We start from the raw sequence: 18169 nt of genomic DNA, 5'->3' as shown, positions 1-18169 counted from the left end.
AACCGTCATTACCACTCACGAGGCGGAGTGCGGCGCTAGTCCCGCGGAGGATGCCGCAGTGAGCGGGTGGTGCTCGTGCCGAGTACGCGCGACGCCATCCACGCGAGCGCGTCGGCCGTGCGTGCCGGGGTGTCGGACGGCTGCATGATGTGGCTCAGCACGGTCCGGACGACGACGTCGATCGCCACGTCCAGCTGCGAGGCGTCCAGCGGCGGGTCGTAGGCGCGGACGCGCCCGCGCAACATGACCGTCGCTTCGCTCAGCAAGCTGCCCGCCCGGACCGTCAGCAGCGGCAGCAGCTCGGTGTCGGCGCCGTGCGTTGCCGAGACGATGGCGCGCAGCAGGAGATTGTCGTCGGCGAGTTCGAGGACACCGCGTACGGCGTCGTGGATCGCCTCGACGAGGTCGTCGGGGTGCCGTTCGAAGGCGTCCCGGACGACCGAGAGGAACCGGGCGAGTTCATGCGAGATCATCGCTTCGGCCAGCTGGGTCTTGGAACCCAGCTCGTTGTAGACGGTCTGACGGCTGACGCCGACGATCTCCGCCAGCTTGCTCATCGTCACCGAGGACCAGCCGGAACGCACGGTCAGTTCGATCGCCGACGCGACTATCGGCTGACGGTACGGGCCACCCGTGACCGCGACTGACGGTGCCTCGCTCATGATCGTCATTCTAGGCCGCCGTCCCGGCCGCGAACGCCAGCGCCTCGGGCCACGGCGCCCGTCCGGCGATGTGGCGGCGGTACTTCATGATCTCGCGCGGCCGGTCGACGGTCAGCGCGCCGACGATCCGGTCCCCGCGCCGGTACAAGGCGGTGAACCCGCCGGAAGCCGGGACCGCGGTCACCACCTCGTCCGCCCGCGGCGTGCCGACGAACTGGATCCGGTGGTCGTACCAGTCCGACCAGAAGTACGGCACCGGTGTCAGCGCCCGAGCCGACTCCGGGGCGAGCGCGTGACGAGCGGCCGCGGCACCCTGCTCCGCGGCGTTCGTCCAGTGCTCGAGCCGCATCGACTCGCCATCGAACAACGGGTTCTCGACATGCGCGACGTCGCCGGCGGCGTACACGCCGGGGACCCCGGTCGCGAGCGTCGCGTCGCACACCACGCCGCCGTCGCGCTCGTGCAGCGGCACCCCGCTCCCGGCCAGCCAGCCGGTCGCCGGGACGACGCCGATACCGGCGACCACCAGCTCCGCGGGCAGCACCTCACCGGTCGAGAGCCGGACGCCGGTCACCGCGCCACCGGCTGACTCCAGGCCGGTGACCTCCGTGGACAACCGCAGGTCCGTCCCCGCCTCCCGGTGCAGCGAGGCACACACCGCACCGGCCTCGGCCCCGACGGATCGGGCGAGCGGCACGTCGAGTGCTTCCACGATCGTCGCGGGCAGCCCGCGTTTTCTCGCCGCGGCGGCGACTTCCGAGCCGATGAAACCCGCCCCGATGACGACCGTGCGCGCCCCGCGATCGAGCGCGGCCCGGATCGCGAGGGCGTCTTCGGCCGTCCTCAGCGGGTGGACCCCGGCGATCCCCTCGCTTCCCGGCAGTCGCCGCGCGGTGGCCCCGGTCGCGATCACCAGCGCGTCATAGGGCACGGTCCGGCCCGCCACCGACACCTCGCGAGCGGTGGTGTCGAGCCCGTCCGCGGGCGCGCCGAGCAGCACGTCGACACCCAGCTCGTCGCGCAGCGCGGACACGCTGTGGAACGGCTCGACCTGTCCGGGTCCTTCCGCGCCGAGGAACGATTTCGACAGCGGAAGGCGGTCGTAGGGCGGGTGCTCCTCCGCGCCGATCAGCACGATCCGCCCGCGGTACCCGTCGCGACGCGCGGCCTCCACCGCGCGCAGGCCCGCCAGCGACGCTCCCACCACGACCAGGGCCATGATCAGTCCCGCAGTTTCAGCGCGAGGACCGGGCAGGCGTCGACGGCGGCCGACAGGTCCTGCCGGTGCTCCTCGCCGGGCCGTTCGTCGAGCACCACGACGGTGCCGTCGTCACCCACTTCGAAGAAGTCGGGTGCCATCGCCTCGCACATGCCCAGGCCGTCGCATTTCGCGCGGTCCGCCTCGATCTTCATCATGCTCCGACCCTTCCCGGTGCCACGAAATCGACCTTGTCCCGCACCCCGCAGTCCGGACAGCACCACGAATCCGGGATCGCCGACCACGGCGTTCCGGCGGGGAAGCCCTCACGCGGGTCGCCGCGCTCCTCGTCGTAGACGTAGCCACAGCCCGGGCACATACCGCCCTCGGTCGCGTCCCCGTGCGTGTCGGCGACCACCCGGGACGGCGCGGTGACGCGCGTTCCGTGGCGGGCCAGGATCTTGGCGCGTTTCGACGGCTGGATGTTGGCCCGGGAGATGTCGCCGTCGAAATGCGCGAGTACCCGCGGATCCATCACGCGGCGCCAGACCGGCGGGAACAGGGCCAGCACGATCATCCCGGCGTATCCCGTCGGCAGTACCGGTGATTCCGCGAAGTCGCGCAGCGTCTGGTAGCGGCGGGTCGGGTTGGCGTGGTGGTCGCTGTGCCGCTGCAGGTGGTACAGCAGGACGTTGGTGGCGATGTTGTTGGAATTCCAGCTGTGGCTGGGATCCACCCGTTCGTAGCGGCGGCGGTTCGGCGGGCCGACCTTCTGCCGTCGCATGCCGTAGTGCTCCATGTAGTTCACGACCTCCAGCAACGAGAAGCCGATCACGGCCTGGATCACCAGATACGGCAGGATTCCCGGGCCCAGCCACACGGTCATCGCCGCCCACAGCACCGCCGACATCAGCCAGGCGTTGAGCACGTCGTTACCGATCCGGAACGGATGCCGGTCGCGGCGCGCGTACCGCTTGCGTTCCAGGCCCCACGCGGATTTCAGCGAGCCGAACACCGTACGCGGCCAGAACCGGTAGAAGCTCTCCCCTACCCTGCTGCTGGCCGGATCCTCCGGGGTCGCCACCCGGACGTGGTGGCCGCGGTTGTGCTCGATGTAGAAGTGACCGTAGAAGCTCTGCGCCAGCGCGATCTTCGACAGCCAGCGTTCGTGGCTCTCCTTCTTGTGCCCCAGCTCGTGCGCGGTGTTGATGCCGATACCGCCGATACAGCCGATCGAGATCGCCAGGCCGACCTTGTCCACAACGGACAGATCACCGCGGGCGATCAGCCAGAACGCGACCACGAAGCCCGCGTATTGGATGGGCAGGAACGCGAAGGTGATCCACCGGTAGTAGCGGTCCCGCTCCAGCCGTTCGATGACGTCGTCCGGCGGGTTGTCACGGTCCAGTCCGGCGATGAGGTCGATCAGCGGGACGACGACGAGGATCACGATCGGCCCGATCCAGAACCACACGCCCCAGCCGGTGGCCGCGTGCAGCCCGATGGCGAGGAACGCGAGCGAAGGCACCACCAGCCCGATCAGCCACAGGTATCGCTTGCGGTCCGTCCATCGTTCGGTCGAGCCCGCCGGGACCGTGCCCGTCATCTCGCTCATCGCACCCTCCTCCGTTGGCTGGGTTTACAAAACTGTAGGTGATGTACACCTGGTTTGACAAGTCATCATCTTTTGTAAACCTGCCGTTGCTTCCCTTCGTGAGAAATTGGCGTTATCTTCTCTTCGTTAGGAAAGTTACTTAACTTGTGCACCACGCCGCGGTTCACCTTCGTCCGCCCCGGAGGAGCGCGAATGCCCCGATCACCCCGCATGATCCGACCCGCCGCCACGGCCGCCCTGTCCGTCGCCCTGCTGGTCCTGCCCGCCACCACCGCCACCACCGCGACCGCCGCCGAGGCGGCGAACAGCCCATGGCCGGGCTCGTCCGCGGTCACGAACGCCGACGGCTCGAACGTCCTCGGCGGCAACCTGAGTGGCCTGTCCTTCGAGAGCCCCAGCGTCCTGTGGGCGGTGAAGAACGGGCCCGGCACGCTGTACCGCCTCGTGCGCAACGGCACGAAATGGCAGCCCGACACCGCGAACGGCTGGTCGTCCGGCAAATCCCTGCGCTACCGCGACGGCAAGGGCGACCCCGACGCCGAAGCCGTCGTGGCCACCCCGGACGGCGTGGTCGTGGCCACCGAACGCGACGGCGACAACGACAACACGAGCGCACTCAAGGTGCTCCGGTACGACGTGTCCGGTACCGCGAAGAGCCTCACCGCCAAAGCGGAATGGAACCTGACCGCGGACCTGCCGAAGGTTTCGGCGAACGACGGCCTCGAAGCCGTCTCCTGGGTTCCGGACAGCGTCCTCACCGCGAAGGGGTTCGTGGACGGGCGGACGAACGCGCCGTACGACCCGGCCGCCTATCCCGGCCACGGCAGCGGCCTCTACTTCGTCGGGCTCGAGAGCAACGGGATGATCTACGCCTACGCACTCGACCAGGCAGGCGGCAAGTACACCCGTGTCGCCGGCTTCGCGAGCGGGCTCGACTCGATCATGGAACTGGAGTTCGAGGCTTCGACCGGCAAGCTGTGGGCGGTCTGCGACGACAACTGCGGCGGCGATTCGACGACGCTCGCCGTCTCCGCGACCGGCAAGTTCGCCGTGACCGGCACGTACGACCGGCCGAGCGGGATGCCGGACTACAACAACGAAGGCTTCGCCATCGCGCCCGCGTCGACCTGTTCCTCCGGGAGCAAGCAGGTGATCTGGGCCGACGACGGGAACGAAGGAGGCCACGCGCTCCGCGCCGGCACCCTGCCCTGCTGACCGGCAACGCGTCTCGCGAGTGCGTCGTGAGTGGTAATGACGGTTAGAACCGTCATTACCACTCACGACCACCTGATTGCATCGAATTCGGCATTTGTCCGCCCCGATCGGTGCACTAGTTTGTCGGCATGAAACTCACTCCGCTCGCCATTCTTCCGATAGTGGCTTTACCCCTGCTCCTGCCGTCCGCCGCTTCGGCGGGTGACGGCTGGGAATCCATCGGCACCGGGATGACCTCGGGCGCCAGCGGGGTGGCCGTGCTGAGCCAGGGCGATGACCGCGTCGACGCACTCGTCCTGCGGGACAACAAGAAACCCGGGGAGAACCGGGCGGTGCGAGTCCGGCTCGACGGCGGCCATGTGTCCAAGGTGGACCCTGTCGCCTGGCCGGGCGAACTTCCGGTCGACCTGGAAGCGGCCGAAGCCGTGCCGGGTAAAGCGGGCGAATTCATCGCCTTGGCCAGCGATGGCAAGGGCTTTCACGTCAAGCTGAACGACCGGCGACTGAAAGTACTCGGCACGTTTCTCCTGCCGAAAGGCGAACCGGGCGACAATTACGAGAGTTTCGCACTGAAGAAGGTGAATGACCGCTTGTTCGCGGTCTGGGCGGACCGGGGCCAGGACGCTCGCCCGGCGACGCTGTACTCCGCGGCGTTCTCGGTGCCGAAGCTGTCCTTCGAGAAGCCGAAGTCGATCCCGTTCCGCGTCTCGTATCCCACCACCGACGTCCGGCACGCCTCGGACGTCGAGATCACCGCGGACGGCCGTGTCCTGATCTCGTCCGCCTCCGACCCCGGCGACGACGGCCCGTTCGACTCCGCCGTCTACGCGGCAGGCGTGCTGCGCCCGGACGGTTCGATCGCGCTCTCCCCCGCCCCGGCCGAGATCGGGAACTTCCCGGGGCACAAGATCGAGGCGATGACCTGTCTGTCGCGTTCGTGCGATCGCCTGCTCTACGGAACCGACGACGAAGCCGCGGGCGGTAGGCTCCGGATCATGGAGGAACAGTGATCACCGAAGACCTGCGCGAGCGGCGCCTCAAGATCATCGAAGAGCATATGGACACCGAGGTGACCCAGGAGTTCGACCGCACACTGGGCACCTTCAACGGTCACCCGCGCTACGAGATCATGGCGACCGGGCAGATCTTCGACGGTGACGAAGAGGTCATGGGCTACTACCGCATGACCCGCACGGCCTTCCCGGACCAGCGGCACGAGAACGTCCGCTACCACTTCGCCGACGAAACGGTGATCGTCGAGTTCGATCTGCTCGGCACCAACCTCGGCGAGTTCTACGGCCGACCGCCCACCGGCAAGGCGTTCCGCGTGCCGATCATCGCGGTGTTCTTCTTCGACGACGACAGGATCACCAACGAGCGGGTCTATTTCGACGCCGCCGGCCTGATCACCCAGGCCGGACATGCCGAACTGCTGACGATGCTCGCGGCGGGCGAGGCCTGAACCGGCGGTCACGTCTCGCGCCCGCCGGAGGACGCGAGACGTGATCAGCGGGTCACTTGGCTTCGGCCAGCGGCGGAGCGGTACAGCAAGCGCCGGTGAAGCACCCGAAGACGTCCACCCGCGCCTTGTCGGTCCAGTTGTCGAAGCGGTCGATCACGAGTTCGATCTCGCTGCCCGCCTTCGTGGTGTCGATCCCGAGGCCGGTGAAGAGCAGGGTGATGGTGTCGGTGGTTTCGTTCGTCATGCGACTCGCTCCCAGGCGTTCGGTGTTTCGTCGGCAGCGAAATCGTCCGTCACCAGGGCCTTCGCATCCAGTGCTATCCATCATTCCGGCTTCGTGCTTTTCGACTACGCCGAACGCGTGACACCGTCCGCCAGTCCGGGCTCGCCCGCGGTCAGCCTTCGAGGCGCGAAAGGCCGAACGCGGTGAGAAAGCCCGCGACGGTGATCAGCCCGGTCCACAGGTGCGCGTCGTCGAAGGCCTCGGGGATCATCGTGTCGGCGATCATGGCGAGGATCGCCCCGCCCGCGAGTGCGGTGATCACGGCCATGACGGTGCCGGACGCGCCGCCCAGCAGCCCGTAGCCGAGCAGCGCGGCGACCCCGCTGATCACGGCGATACCACTCCAGAGCGCGAAAACATAGCGCGGACTCCGGCCTGCCCGCTTCATCCCGGCGGCACTGGAGAGTCCTTCCGGGACATTGCTGATGAAGACGGCCGCCACGGTCACGACGCTGACGCTCCCGCCACCGAGCAGGCTGGTGCCGATCACCATCGATTCGGGGACGCCGTCCAGCAGCGCGCCGAGTGCGATGGCCGTACCGGAACCGGCCTGCTCCGTCTCGGACGGCTGCTGGCCGCCCGAGCGTTTGCGATGACGCGCGCCCCTCTTGGCGAGCACGATATTGGCGAGGGTGTAGATCAGCGACCCGCCCAAGGCGCCGAGGGCGGTCGGCAGGAAGCCGCCCCGTTCGTGCGCGTCGGCGATCAGTTCGAAGGACACCGCGGAGATCAGGACCCCGCTGCCGAAGGCCATCACGCTGGCCACGGCCCTACCCGGAATCCGGACCAGGAACCCGAGCAGCGCGCCGAACAGCAACGCCGACCCGGCCAGCAGTCCCCATCCGCCCGCTTCGAGCACCGCGCCCATCGAACTCCCTCCGCATGAAAAACGTCCGGGCCCGCCGCGAAGAGCGACGGGCCCGGACGTCGGAGATCAAGCTCAGACCAGGTCGTACCGGTCGAGGTTCATCACCTTGTCCCACGCCGCCACGAAGTCGCGGACGAACTTCTCCTTGGCATCATCGCTGGCGTAGACCTCCGCCACCGCGCGAAGCTCGGAGTTCGAGCCGAACACGAGGTCCGCCCGGGTACCGGTCCACTTGACCTCGCCGGTCGCGGTGTCGCGGCCCTCGAAGGTCTCCGCGTCACCGGACGCGGCGGTCCACTGGACGCCCATGTCGAGCAGGTTCACGAAGAAGTCGTTGGTCAGCGACCCCGGCTTCGCGGTGAACACGCCGTGGGTGGACTGCTGGGCGTTGGCGCCGAGGACACGCAGGCCACCGACGAGGACGGCCAGCTCGGGCGCGCTCAGGTTCAGCAAGTTCGCGCGGTCGATGAGCAGGTACTCCGTCGGGAGACGGTGGCCCTTGCCGCGGTAGTTGCGGAACCCGTCGATGGTCGGCTCCAGCGGGGCGAACGACTCGACGTCGGTCTGCTCCTGCGTCGCGTCGGTGCGGCCCGGGGTGAACGGCACCTTGATCTCGTGACCGCCGTCCTTGGCGGCCTGCTCGACGGCGGCGACGCCACCCAGCACGATCAGGTCGGCCAGCGAGACCTTCTTGCCACCGGTCTGGGCGCTGTTGAACGACTCCTGGACACCTTCCAGGGTCCGCAGCACCTGGGCCAGCGTCTGCGGGTCGTTGACCTCCCAGTCGCGCTGCGGCTCGAGACGGATGCGGGCCCCGTTCGCGCCACCGCGCTTGTCGCTGGCGCGGAACGTCGAAGCCGACGCCCACGCGGTCGAGACCAGCTGCGAGACCGAAAGGCCCGACGCGAGCAGCTTCTCCTTGAGGGAGGCGATGTCCGCGTCGTCGATCAGCTCGTGGTCGACGGCGGGCACCGGGTCCTGCCAGATCAGCGTCTCCTGCGGGACCAGCGGGCCGAGGTAGCGCTGGATCGGGCCCATGTCACGGTGGGTCAGCTTGAACCAGGCGCGGGCGAAGGCGTCCGCGAACTGGTCCGGGTTGTCCAGGAAACGACGCGAGATCTGCTCGTAGACCGGGTCGAAGCGCAGCGCCAGGTCGGTGGTGAGCATCGTCGGCGGGCGCTTGAGCTCACCGGTCTCGGGGTCGGGCACGGTGTTCGCGCCCGCGCCGTCCTTCGGCTGCCACTGGTGGGCACCGGCGGGACTCTTGGTCAGCTCCCACTCGTAGCCGAAGAGGTTCTGGAAGAAGCCGTGGCTCCACTGGGTCGGCGTGGAGGTCCAGGTGGTTTCGAGACCACTGGTGATGGTGTCCCGGCCCTTGCCGCTGCCGAAGGAGTTCTTCCAGCCGAGGCCCTGCTCCTCGATCGAGGCGCCCTCGGGCTCCGCGCCGACGTACTCGTCGGGGTTCGCCGCGCCGTGCGCCTTGCCGAAGGTGTGGCCGCCGGCGATCAGCGCGACGGTCTCCTCGTCGTTCATCGCCATCCGACGGAAGGTCTCGCGGATGTCGCGGGCCGCGGCCAGCGGGTCCGGGTTGCCGTTCGGGCCTTCCGGGTTGACGTAGATGAGACCCATCTGCACGGCGGCCAGCGGGCCTTCGAGCTCGCGGTCACCGGTGTAGCGCTCGTCGCCGAGCCAGGTGCGCTCCGGGCCCCAGTACACGTCCTCGTCCGGCTCCCACACGTCCGCGCGGCCACCGGCGAAGCCGAAGGTCTTGAAGCCCATGGTCTCCAGGGCGCGGTTGCCCGTGAAGATCATCAGGTCGGCCCACGAGATCTTGCGGCCGTACTTCTTCTTGACCGGCCACAGCAGGCGGCGGGCCTTGTCCAGGTTGCCGTTGTCCGGCCAGCTGTTGAGCGGGGCGAACCGCTGCATGCCGGCACCCGCGCCACCGCGGCCGTCCTCGATGCGGTACGTGCCCGCGCTGTGCCACGCCATCCGGATCATCAGGCCGCCGTAGTGGCCGAAGTCCGCGGGCCACCAGTCCTGCGAGGTGGTGAGGACGGCGTCGACGTCCTTGGCGAGTTCGTCGAGGTCGACGGTCTTGAACTCGGCGGCGTAGTCGAACCCGGCGTCCATCGGGTCGGAGGCGGCGGAATGCTTCCGGAGGATCTTCAGGTTGAGCTGGTTGGGCCACCAGTCACGGTTGCCCGCGCCTTCGGTGGGGTGGTTACGGCGGCCCGACGAGACGGGGCAGCCGCCCGCGCTCTCTTCGTTCATCTCGCCGACGACGGCGTCCGGGCTGTCAGACAAGGGAATCCTTCCGGAGTATTCGAGCTTTGCAGGGCTCAGGAACGGGCTTTCGTCGCGCAGTCGGGACACAGGCCCCAGTAGATGACCTCGGCCTCTTCGATCACGAAGCCGTGGTCGTCCGACGCGCTCAAACAGGGGGCGGGACCGACGGCGCAGTCGACGTCGGCGATGACACCACATGATCGGCACACAACGTGGTGGTGGTTGTCCCCGACCCGGGACTCATAACGTGCCACGGACCCGGCCGGCTGGATGCGCCGGACGAGGCCCGCGGTGGTCAGTGCCCGCAACACATCGTAAATCGCCTGGTGAGAGACCTCACCGAGCTCCGCGCGCACGGCACCGATGATCGAGTCGGTGTCGGCGTGCGGATGGTCGCGTACCGCTGTCAGCACGGCCACCCTGGGACGCGTCACGCGCAGGGCGGCCCCGCGCAGCATCCGCTCGAAGTCCGGGGTCGTGGGCACCGCCGCAGTCTGGCCGATTTTCTGGAATGAATCAAGTTCGCGGATCCCGGGCGTGTCCCGCCCACCTCACGCGGGCTTCACCGGGCGTCCTGCGGGACACCCGGACCTTCAAGGGCGGTTGCCGCTACTGACGTCATCTTTGTGGCTTTCGTTACAAAAACTATTCGGAGATTTTACCCCCAGGACATCCCGCTTGCCGAAAAGCACATTCTCTCGACCCATTTGCATTTTTCCCGAAAAGACCTGAGCACCCGCCCGAGCGCCGGCCAAGGTCGCGACAGGCGTGGCCGAAGGGGACTTTCCCCTCATCTCACGCGGCGAAGGGCGCTTTCGCCGCATGCGATGCGGGGAAAGCACCCTTCAGCCCCGAGCCATACCCGCACCTCTGAAGTGCGAACACGACACGAAACTTCCTCTCATGGCAAGAAGTTCACTCGACCGATCGCGACCGCGCGAGGTGCGCTTTCCGTCGTCGAAGAGCACTTTGGTTACGCATCAACCCATCCGAGGCGCATCGAATACCCTGTACGGGTGAGCGGATATCACCAGAGCGTCGCCAATCTGCCTCTCGACCGTGCACAAGACGTTGCCACGCACCGATTCCTTCCGTGGTAGCGTCTGCGCCCTGCTCATTCGATCCAACTCCGGCGCCGGCTCACCAGCAAGGAATCGACATGCCCGAACCAGGCGTCAGCACGGTCATCGCGGTGGACGGACCGGCGGCGGCGGGCAAGACGTCCACCTGCCTGGCACTGGCGGAAATCTTCGGCCTGCACTACCTCGAAAGCGGCCGGACTTATCGCATTATCGCCTTCGAAGCGCTGCGACGCGAAATTCCTGTCGACAATGCGCGCGAGGTCACCGGCCTCTGTGATGACCTGATCAGGGAAAGCCGCTCCGCCGGCCTGCTGACCTCCGAGCGCTACGCCCCGGACAAACTGCGGGCGGCCCCGGTCAACGTGGCCGTTTCGGCCGTGGCCAGGATCGCGGACGTCCGGCAGCGCGTCACCAGCCTCATCAGGCTTTGGGCCGGAAACCAGGCACAGTGCGTCATCGAAGGACGGGACATCGGCACCACGATCTTCCCCACCGCACCTGTGAAGTTCTATCTGACCGCGACACCCGAAGTCCGGGCGATGCGGCGAGTACACCAAGAGCGGGCCGGCTCTTATGAGAACGTGCTCGAAGACGTGATCCGCCGGGACGAAGCCGACATGTCCCGCGCGGCGTCGCCGTTGGTCGCCGCCGAGGACGCCATCAGGATCGACACCTCCGGTCTCACTCTCGATCAGGTGGTGGGCCGAATGTCTTCGGCGTGTCTCAACCGAGGCTTAGAGATCAACCGATAGTGCGAGTACGCTTTTGCTTTGTCTGCGACGAAGCTAAGTTGACCACCGGGTATGACTTCAAGTGGTCGATCAATGACAAGGAGTATTTAGTGATGGAACCGGCGATGGCGAAAGAACACGAAGCCGAGCCGGCTACCGGCAAATGCCTCTTTTGTCAGATTCATGATCCCGACGTCAATGAGCTGGTGATCAATGGCGACGAAATCTACGTCCGCTGGGACAACTACCCGCTAGCCAAAGGTCATGTCGAGGTCGTCCCGAAAAGACATGTCGAGTCCTACTTCGACCTCACCAAGTCCGAACATGCCGAGGTCTACGACCTGATCAAACAAGCAAGGCAACGGATCGAAGAACAGTTCCAGCCCGCCGGTTACACCATCGGGGTGAACGAAGGACGGGCCGCGGGCCGGACCATCGACCACTTGCACATCCATCTGATCCCGCGCTACGAAGGCGATGTGGCGGACCCCCGGGGCGGCATCCGCCAGATCCTGCCGGGGATCGACCCCGACGAATGGGCCTGATCAGGTCTTCACCGCCTCCACGACGAACCAGTCACCTCTGCCGCTCGGCAGCACCTCGGCCGCCCCGAATCCGACGGCGTGCAGTTCTTCGAGTACGGATTCGGGCCTGCGCAACGAAAACCATCGCGCGGACGGCATCCGGACATCCCGCACCCATCCTTCGCCCTCCCCCGCCTTGAGGCTGATCGCGGCGACCCCGCCCGGCGCGAGCACCCGGTGGATTTCGGAGAAGGCGGCGGGATGCGCCCGGCGCGGCAGATGCAGCACGCTCGCACAAGCCCACACGCCATCGAAAACCCCGGCCGCGAGCGGCAGGGCGAGCAGGTCGCACTGCACCGAACCGAAGACGCCGCAACGGTCCCGGGTGATCCGCAGCATCTCCTCGCTGACGTCACCCGCGAGCACGGCCGCGCCCAGCCCGATCAGATACTCGGAGTCGCGTCCCGCACCACAACCGAGGTCCAGGACCACACCACCGGGAAGGGCCTCGAAAAACCGGGCCAGCTCCTGATCGAGGCCGGGGAACAAGTCGAGCGTCCCGGTGGTGCGGATATATATCGCGGCGTGCTCGTCATAGGTCCGGCGGGTCTTCGATACGAGTGCGCGCAGGTTTTCGCCGTTCAGGTGCATTCGAAATCCTCACGGCCCACGGCCATCCCCAGGTTGGTCATCTCCTCGAGCAGCTGCCGCCGGTTGAGCACTTCGTAACCACTGCCGGCGTCGACGCTCACGCAGCCGACGAACTTGTTGCGCCCGCTTCTGATCGGGGTGACGAAGAGCGCGGTTCGATGCTTGAGCGCCTGGAACTGCTCCCAGGACAGGTTCATCACCGATTCCTTACCGTGCCGTGCCACGTGGTCGTCGTATTTCGCCGGGTCGGTGAGGGCCGCGACCAGCGGCGCGACGTCGATCGCCACCTCACGATCGTGGAGCCAGCACAGTCCCACCGCGCCGACACCGCGGACCGGCGCGAAGGTCCGGGTCGCCGGAAAGGATGACATCCGATAGGAGGAGAGACGCTTGAGCACACCGTGGACCGGATGCCGCAGAGTCCGCTTTCGCCGCCACAGATGGAGGGCCAGATCGCCGGTCTCCAACGGGGGCTCGATTTCCGCACTGATCTCCAGCAGCCTGCCGAAGGTGGACAGCACGCGGCGGCGCATGATGACGTTCCGGTCCACGAACGAACGCCGCCGCCAGCTTTCGAACGGAGTGAACGCGCCGAACACACCGGCCACCACGAGAAAGATCAACAGCAGATAGGAGCGGCCACTCAGGAGTGCATCCCAGAAAGCCTTCGATGGAATGTTGTAGGCCTTGCCCGCCAAGAACAACGTCGCCGAAAGCAGGATCACCTTGTCGGCGGACTTGGCCGTCATCCGGCTCATGCCTTCCCGTCGCCGCCGCCCTGGTGCCGCCACGCCTTTCCGGGCAACGCCGCACGGCTGCCGTCCTCGCCCACCAGTACCACTTCCGGTTCCTCGACGACCACGCCGATCCGGTGGAAATCCACCGATTCCGCGAGTTCGTCCACCCGGCAGGGCGGCACGGTGAAGACGAGTTCGAAATCGACCGAATCGCCCAGGACCAGGGCCAGTGGCTCCACGCCGACGTGCGCGGCCACGGCCGCCACGGACTCGGGGACAGGGACCGCCCGCTCGTCGACGGCGATCCCGACACCGCTGAGGTCGGCGATGCTCAGCAAGGTGGCCTTCAGTCCGTCCGAAGTGTCCTGACAGCTCGTGACCAATCCGCTGGCCGCGAGCGCGAGTCCTTCGCCGATCCGCGCCACCGGTCGTTTCCAGTTGGCGAGCAGAGACGGAAGGAGCCCTTCGATCGCCGGGTCCGGAATCCCCGCCCGCAGATAGGCCATCGCGGCGCCGGCGAGTCCCGTCGGCGCGGTGAGGCAGACGACGTCACCCGGTTTCGCCCCGGACCGCAGCAACGCACCGCCCGCGGGGCACACACCCAGCGCCGAGGCCGCGAGGATCAGCCGTTCCGCGCCGCCGATGTCACCGCCCACGTTGGGACAGCCGAAGGCGGCGCACGCGTCGCGGATGCCCTTCATGACGAATCCGAACAGGACGTCGTCCATCTCGGCCGGATACCTGACGACCGAGAGCAGGCCGATCGGTTTCGCCCCCATGGCCGCGATATCACTCAGATTGGCCGCGACCAGGTAGTACCCGAGGTCGTATTCGTCGAGGTGGCCCATCTCGTACAACCTGAACTTGGGGCCGCGGACGTAATCGGTGCCCACCACGAGGTCGTGGTTCCCGGTCAGCCGGAAGACCGCGCAGTCGTCCTGGTCGTCGGCTCCCGTGATCAGCTCCACCCGGCTGCCGTCCGGGGCCGCGACCGGGGTGAACGCACCGGCCTGCCGGGCGAACAGCGGCACGATCGTCTCGGCGAGGCGGGTCGGCTCGTCGGAGAAGTTCTCACCGGACACGGGCCGCCTCCGCATCGGCGGCCATGACGGTCCCGTCGAGTTTCCCCGGCCAGTAGTCCACCATTCGCATGGTCTCGCGCAGCGCCGCCTTCCGCATCACCACCGCGTAATCCCATTCCGGTTCTTCGATCGCCAGCACGGCTCCGACGATCGAACGCAGATACTGCCTTTTCTGTTCCCCGGTCGGCCGATAGACTCGATATTTCTCCCGGTACACACGCAGGAAATAGGCCGAAGAAGGCCACGGCGGGAGTGTGAGTTCGCCGAGGTCGCTCAAATCAAGGTAAGTGAGGGAATCCCCGACAAGGAGGGCGTCCACGGCGTCGCCGTCGACGGGGAGGAAATGCAGATGCGCGTGCGTGATGCACGCGTGGCTTCCCTGCCCCGCGCTCGACCCGTGCTCCAGGATCAGCGGTTCACCGAAGGTTTCCCGGTACAGCGGCAGGAAACCGTCCAGAAGATCGCGAACCTCGGCCGCATGGAGGGAAAGCACCTGCGCGAACGACAGGTAGTGGTTCGACGGCAACAGCAGAAGATGCCCGAGGACGAGCGGCGACATGTCGGCCAGTAAGGTCAAATTTTCCGTCGAATATATTAGTCGCGATGGTGGGTCGCCTTCGTAGAAACGGGTGAAGGACGTGTCACCCGAGCCCGAAAGCTCTTCGCAGAAATCCGCGCCCGCGCACTGCACGGTTTCGATCATGTCTCCCCCTGCCGCTCGTCCTGGCCATCGTCGATCAGGGCACCTGGATTTTTGCGCACCGATATGGCGGACTTGAACGGTCAATGCGGAGATTAGCTCGAACGTCGCAACGCGCTCATCGCTTCGTGATAACGGAACTTTGGACAAATTCGGGACACATCATGGGCGAAAACACCGGCCGCCGGAAGAGTGGATCGACGGCCGGGTGCGCACCCGGGGAAATCGCCGATGAAATCGCGCGCGGACGGCGATCCATCGACGAAATCCGGGCCTAGTACCCTTCCCGTGCCAGGAGTTCGCGCACGCGCTCCTGCAGGGCCTCGCGCGGGTACGCGTTCACCTGGGCGCCGGCCATCCGCACCGGGTCGCCGAAGAAGAAGTACTCGTACAGCGACTCCCGCCCGGCGAAGCTCGAGACCGACGCGTCGAACGCCAGCTTGAACAGCCGCGCGCGGTCCTTGGCCGGCAGGGTGGCCGACTGGAGGTAGACGTCGATGTCGGGACGCCCTTCCGCGTCGAAGTCCGCCTCCCCCGGCAGGGCCATCAGGCCGGACGCGGAGAACTTGCGGATGATCTCGGTCAGCCGCGGCGAAACCTTGGTGGGATACCAGTTCCGGGCGGCGTTGAGGACCTCCCACTTCGGCAGGAACACGCCGTCCTCGCTCACCGCGCCGTCGGCCTCGGCGGCGCGCAGCACGGCCTTCTCGATCTCGACGTAGGAGATCAGCTCCGAAAGGTCCTGCTGGATGTGCTGGAAGCCGCCGATGCCGATCGCGGCGGCTATCTCGCTGGCGAGCCCGAGGTAGAACTCGGTCTTGGCCAGCGTGCGGGTGACGACCTGGTGGGTCATGAGGGCGCCCGCCCCGGTCTCGGAGTACCAGGCGTTGCACAGTTCCGGATGCCCGAGCAGGAAGACGCGCTCGTTCGGGACGAAGACGTCGTCGAACACCACGACCGCGTCCATCTCCTCGAAGCGCGAGGCGAGCGGCTCGTCGAAGTGCGAACGGCCGTGGTGAAGTCCGGCGCGGCAGAAGTACTTCAGCCCCGGCGCGTCGTTCGGGACGGCGAAGGCGTAGGAGTACGGGGCGTCCTCGGGGGTGCCGCGCAGGACGGTCGACGGGAACACCAGGAGTTCGTCGGCGATCGGCGCGATCGTGGCGAGCATCCGGGCCCCGCGGACGACGATGCCGTCCGCCCGCTCCTCCACCACCTTGGCCGAAAGGTTGCCGCCACCCTGCCGGCTCCCCGAAACCGAACGGTTGACCTGCGGCGGGATCAGGGTGTGCGTCGCCAGGAGATCGTTCTCACGCGCCATCTCGTAGTACTTCTCGATACGTTCGCCGAAGACGGGATCCGCCTGCGAGAAGAACTTCTTCGCGGTCGAAAGCGCGGTGAGCGACGAGTTCATGTAGTCGCCGGTGCGACCGAGGAATCCGTTGGAGTATCGCGCCCAGACGGAGAAGGCGGCGCGACGGCGCTTGAGGTCCTCCTCGGTGCGCGGCACGAGGAACGACGTCCCGACGCGCTCCCCCGTGGTCGGCGACTCGTAGGTCAGGACGTCGCGGTGCGCCGGATCGTGCTGGAGGTCGAACAGTTTCGCGTAGGTCAGGGCGTTGTTGCGGAACGCCGCGTGCTCGGCGACCTTCGAGGTCACCTTCTCGCCGTCGACGTACAGCTCCGGCGTCATCGCGTTGAGCTTGTCGAGGTACTGCTGTCCTGTGCGGGCTCCCATGTCGTGCTCCTTCTCGGGTGGACGTCGTGGTCAGAACAGGGATTCGTGGCCTTGCGCGGATTCGTGGATCGTCGAGAACTGCCCGTCGACGAAGCCCAGCGCGTCGCCGGAGCGGTAGTCGAACTCCCGCACCTCGCCGAGGAACAGGGTGTGGTCGCCACCGTCGTAAGCGGCCCACGGCGTGCAGTCGAACCAGCTGAGGACACCGCCGAGCCTTGGCGCGTGCCCGCCTTCGACCCAGACCGGACCGCCTTCCGGAGTCGGCCGTCCGGCGAAGTTCATCGCCAGCGCCCGCTGTTCGGCGCCGAGGACGTTGACCGCGAACGGGCATCCTTCGAGCAGGTCATGGCTCTTCACCGTGCGCTGGATGGAAACGAGTACGAGCGGCGGATCCAGAGAGACCGCGGTGAAGGAGTTCACCGTCAGCCCGTGCCGCTTCACCGTCCCGTCGGCCATGGTGGCGTCGAAGGTCACCACCGCGACGCCCGTGGCGAACCGGCCGAGACAGCCGCGGAAGAACTGCGCGGGAGGCCGGTAGAGGTTCGAACCCGGCGGAAAACTGAACTCGCGAGACATCATCGTCGGTTCCTGTTCTATAATCGAACAGACAGTTCAACTATCGAAATGGATCGTATACGATGGTTTCGGACTCCCGCAAGACCGCGAGTGCGTCCCAGACACTCAGCCGCGGCATCCGCGTCCTCGAAGTCCTTGCCGACGCCCAAGAAGCGCTCAGTGTCGACGAGATCGCCGAACGGCTCGGCGTGCACCGGTCGATCGCGTACCGGCTCATCCGCACACTCGAAGACCACGGCCTGGTGACCCGGGAACCCGCCGGGAAATACGAACTCGGCGCACGACTGGCCGCGCTCGCGGCGGGGATCAAACACGATCTGCAGGCCGCCGCGCTGCCCGAGCTGACCGCGGTCGCGAACGAACTCGGCATGACCTGTTTCGTGGCGGTGCTGGACCGTGAAGAGTGCGTGACCCTGGTCAGCGTGGAACCCCGGCACGCCGTCGCGTCCGTCGCTCAGCGCCCGGGATCCAGGCATCCCTTCACCGCGGGCGCCCCTGGCCGCGCGATCCTTTCCCAGCTGCCGTCGGAGGACTGGCCGGTGGACGTGCGTGAAGTGGCCGCCCGCGGCTACGCGGACAGCCATGGCGAGGTGATCGAGAACCTCAGCGCCGTCGCCGTGCCCCTCCCCCTGCGTGGGCACAACCCCGCCGCGCTCGCGGTGGTCTATCTGTCCAGCCCGCACACCCCCGCCGAACTCGCGGAGCGGCTCAAGGCGGCGGCGAAGGCCGTCCGTGACGCTCTCGGCGGATGAGCGTCAC

Annotated in this window: 20 protein-coding genes; 6 read left to right on the top strand and 14 right to left on the bottom strand. The window is 67.1% G+C overall.

Features of this window, described 5'->3' with window-relative positions:
• Positions 1 to 35 precede the first annotated feature (35 nt).
• Genes L324_RS36565 through L324_RS36550 form a run of 4 tightly spaced genes read right to left on the bottom strand, consistent with a single transcriptional unit; the run spans position 36 to position 3475 of the window.
• Complete coding sequence (locus L324_RS36565; protein WP_037319841.1) at positions 36 to 671, bottom strand: TetR/AcrR family transcriptional regulator; 636 nt, start codon at positions 669 to 671, stop codon at positions 36 to 38.
• A gap of 1 nt (position 672) precedes the next feature.
• A complete protein-coding gene (locus L324_RS36560; protein WP_037319840.1) occupies positions 673 to 1881 on the bottom strand; it encodes an NAD(P)/FAD-dependent oxidoreductase in 1209 nt (402 codons plus the stop codon).
• Between the two features lie 2 nt (positions 1882 to 1883).
• A complete protein-coding gene (locus tag L324_RS36555; protein ID WP_007029462.1) occupies positions 1884 to 2078 on the bottom strand; it encodes a ferredoxin in 195 nt (64 codons plus the stop codon).
• A complete protein-coding gene (locus L324_RS36550; RefSeq protein ID WP_037319838.1) occupies positions 2075 to 3475 on the bottom strand; it encodes a fatty acid desaturase in 1401 nt (466 codons plus the stop codon). Before L324_RS36550 ends, L324_RS36555 begins: the two co-directional genes overlap by 4 nt.
• A gap of 192 nt (positions 3476 to 3667) precedes the next feature.
• Here L324_RS36550 and L324_RS36545 point away from each other — a divergent pair, with 192 nt between their 5' ends.
• The 3 genes from L324_RS36545 (at position 3668) to L324_RS36535 (ending at position 6152) form a co-directional block, all read left to right on the top strand.
• Positions 3668 to 4690: an SdiA-regulated/phytase-like domain-containing protein gene (locus L324_RS36545; RefSeq protein ID WP_051174303.1), complete on the top strand. Its 1023-nt coding sequence runs from the start codon at positions 3668 to 3670 to the stop codon at positions 4688 to 4690.
• 161 nt (positions 4691 to 4851) lie between these two features.
• A complete protein-coding gene (locus tag L324_RS36540) occupies positions 4852 to 5700 on the top strand; it encodes a hypothetical protein (RefSeq protein WP_235783750.1) in 849 nt (282 codons plus the stop codon).
• Complete coding sequence (locus tag L324_RS36535; protein ID WP_037319832.1) at positions 5697 to 6152, top strand: ester cyclase; 456 nt, start codon at positions 5697 to 5699, stop codon at positions 6150 to 6152. The genes L324_RS36540 and L324_RS36535 overlap by 4 nt, the downstream gene beginning before the upstream one ends.
• 52 nt (positions 6153 to 6204) lie before the next feature.
• Here L324_RS36535 and L324_RS36530 read toward each other — a convergent pair whose 3' ends face one another.
• The 4 genes from L324_RS36530 to L324_RS36515 form a co-directional block, all read right to left on the bottom strand.
• Complete coding sequence (locus L324_RS36530) at positions 6205 to 6396, bottom strand: hypothetical protein (RefSeq protein ID WP_037319830.1); 192 nt, start codon at positions 6394 to 6396, stop codon at positions 6205 to 6207.
• A gap of 151 nt (positions 6397 to 6547) precedes the next feature.
• On the bottom strand, positions 6548 to 7303 hold the full coding sequence (locus L324_RS36525; protein WP_037319828.1) for a ZIP family metal transporter: 756 nt from the start codon (positions 7301 to 7303) through the stop codon (positions 6548 to 6550).
• Positions 7304 to 7375: 72 nt separating this feature from the next.
• Positions 7376 to 9610 (bottom strand): catalase/peroxidase HPI, encoded by a 2235-nt coding sequence (gene katG / locus L324_RS36520; RefSeq protein WP_037319826.1) that lies wholly within the window; start codon positions 9608 to 9610, stop codon positions 7376 to 7378.
• Positions 9611 to 9645: 35 nt separating this feature from the next.
• Positions 9646 to 10077, bottom strand: coding sequence for a Fur family transcriptional regulator (locus L324_RS36515; RefSeq protein WP_037319824.1), 432 nt, complete (start codon positions 10075 to 10077; stop codon positions 9646 to 9648).
• A 707-nt stretch (positions 10078 to 10784) separates the two neighbouring features.
• On the opposite strand from L324_RS36515, the gene cmk reads away from it, so the two are divergent.
• Both cmk and L324_RS36505 read left to right on the top strand, forming a co-directional pair.
• Positions 10785 to 11426 (top strand): (d)CMP kinase, encoded by a 642-nt coding sequence (cmk, locus tag L324_RS36510; RefSeq protein ID WP_161780906.1) that lies wholly within the window; start codon positions 10785 to 10787, stop codon positions 11424 to 11426.
• 38 nt (positions 11427 to 11464) lie between these two features.
• Positions 11465 to 11950 (top strand): HIT family protein, encoded by a 486-nt coding sequence (locus L324_RS36505; protein ID WP_235783749.1) that lies wholly within the window; start codon positions 11465 to 11467, stop codon positions 11948 to 11950.
• Here L324_RS36505 and L324_RS41110 read toward each other — a convergent pair whose 3' ends face one another.
• The 6 genes from L324_RS41110 to L324_RS36475 form a co-directional block, all read right to left on the bottom strand.
• A complete protein-coding gene (locus L324_RS41110; RefSeq protein WP_051174301.1) occupies positions 11951 to 12580 on the bottom strand; it encodes a class I SAM-dependent methyltransferase in 630 nt (209 codons plus the stop codon).
• Complete coding sequence (locus L324_RS36495; RefSeq protein WP_037319819.1) at positions 12571 to 13329, bottom strand: hypothetical protein; 759 nt, start codon at positions 13327 to 13329, stop codon at positions 12571 to 12573. The genes L324_RS41110 and L324_RS36495 overlap by 10 nt, the downstream gene beginning before the upstream one ends.
• 5 nt (positions 13330 to 13334) lie before the next feature.
• The gene (thiL, locus tag L324_RS36490; RefSeq protein ID WP_152547110.1) at positions 13335 to 14399 is read right to left on the bottom strand and encodes a thiamine-phosphate kinase; all 1065 of its coding nucleotides are present in this window, start codon (positions 14397 to 14399) and stop codon (positions 13335 to 13337) included.
• Positions 14389 to 15186 (bottom strand): hypothetical protein, encoded by a 798-nt coding sequence (locus L324_RS36485; protein ID WP_152547109.1) that lies wholly within the window; start codon positions 15184 to 15186, stop codon positions 14389 to 14391. The genes thiL and L324_RS36485 overlap by 11 nt, the downstream gene beginning before the upstream one ends.
• 187 nt (positions 15187 to 15373) lie before the next feature.
• Positions 15374 to 16834: a 4-hydroxyphenylacetate 3-monooxygenase, oxygenase component gene (gene hpaB, locus L324_RS36480; protein WP_037319814.1), complete on the bottom strand. Its 1461-nt coding sequence runs from the start codon at positions 16832 to 16834 to the stop codon at positions 15374 to 15376.
• A gap of 30 nt (positions 16835 to 16864) precedes the next feature.
• Entirely contained in the window at positions 16865 to 17413 is a 549-nt protein-coding gene (locus L324_RS36475) for a flavin reductase family protein (protein WP_037319812.1), read from the bottom strand.
• 59 nt (positions 17414 to 17472) lie between these two features.
• On the opposite strand from L324_RS36475, the gene L324_RS36470 reads away from it, so the two are divergent.
• Positions 17473 to 18162, top strand: a complete 690-nt coding sequence (locus tag L324_RS36470; RefSeq protein ID WP_037319810.1) for an IclR family transcriptional regulator — start codon at positions 17473 to 17475, stop codon at positions 18160 to 18162.
• The last annotated feature ends 7 nt before the right edge of the window (positions 18163 to 18169 follow it).

The sequence above is a fragment of the Amycolatopsis orientalis DSM 40040 = KCTC 9412 genome (assembly GCF_000478275.1).
GTDB classification, from domain to species: Bacteria; Actinomycetota; Actinomycetes; order Mycobacteriales; family Pseudonocardiaceae; genus Amycolatopsis; species Amycolatopsis orientalis.
The sequence above is the reverse complement of the archived record's forward strand: the minus strand, read 5'-3'. Positions and strand labels throughout refer to the sequence as shown.

Excerpts from the sequence above, each read along its gene's own strand:
- L324_RS36565 (WP_037319841.1), bottom strand. The coding sequence starts at position 671 with ATGACGATCATGAGCGAGGCACCGTCAGTCGCGGTCACGGGTGGCCCG.
- L324_RS36560 (WP_037319840.1), bottom strand. The coding sequence starts at position 1,881 with ATGGCCCTGGTCGTGGTGGGAGCGTCGCTGGCGGGCCTGCGCGCGGTG.
- L324_RS36555 (WP_007029462.1), bottom strand. The coding sequence starts at position 2,078 with ATGATGAAGATCGAGGCGGACCGCGCGAAATGCGACGGCCTGGGCATG.
- L324_RS36550 (WP_037319838.1), bottom strand. The coding sequence starts at position 3,475 with ATGAGCGAGATGACGGGCACGGTCCCGGCGGGCTCGACCGAACGATGG.
- L324_RS36545 (WP_051174303.1), top strand. The coding sequence starts at position 3,668 with ATGCCCCGATCACCCCGCATGATCCGACCCGCCGCCACGGCCGCCCTG.
- L324_RS36530 (WP_037319830.1), bottom strand. The coding sequence starts at position 6,396 with ATGACGAACGAAACCACCGACACCATCACCCTGCTCTTCACCGGCCTC.
- L324_RS36525 (WP_037319828.1), bottom strand. The coding sequence starts at position 7,303 with ATGGGCGCGGTGCTCGAAGCGGGCGGATGGGGACTGCTGGCCGGGTCG.
- L324_RS41110 (WP_051174301.1), bottom strand. The coding sequence starts at position 12,580 with ATGCACCTGAACGGCGAAAACCTGCGCGCACTCGTATCGAAGACCCGC.
- L324_RS36495 (WP_037319819.1), bottom strand. The coding sequence starts at position 13,329 with ATGACGGCCAAGTCCGCCGACAAGGTGATCCTGCTTTCGGCGACGTTG.
- hpaB (WP_037319814.1), bottom strand. The coding sequence starts at position 16,834 with ATGGGAGCCCGCACAGGACAGCAGTACCTCGACAAGCTCAACGCGATG.
- L324_RS36475 (WP_037319812.1), bottom strand. The coding sequence starts at position 17,413 with ATGATGTCTCGCGAGTTCAGTTTTCCGCCGGGTTCGAACCTCTACCGG.
- L324_RS36470 (WP_037319810.1), top strand. The coding sequence starts at position 17,473 with ATGGTTTCGGACTCCCGCAAGACCGCGAGTGCGTCCCAGACACTCAGC.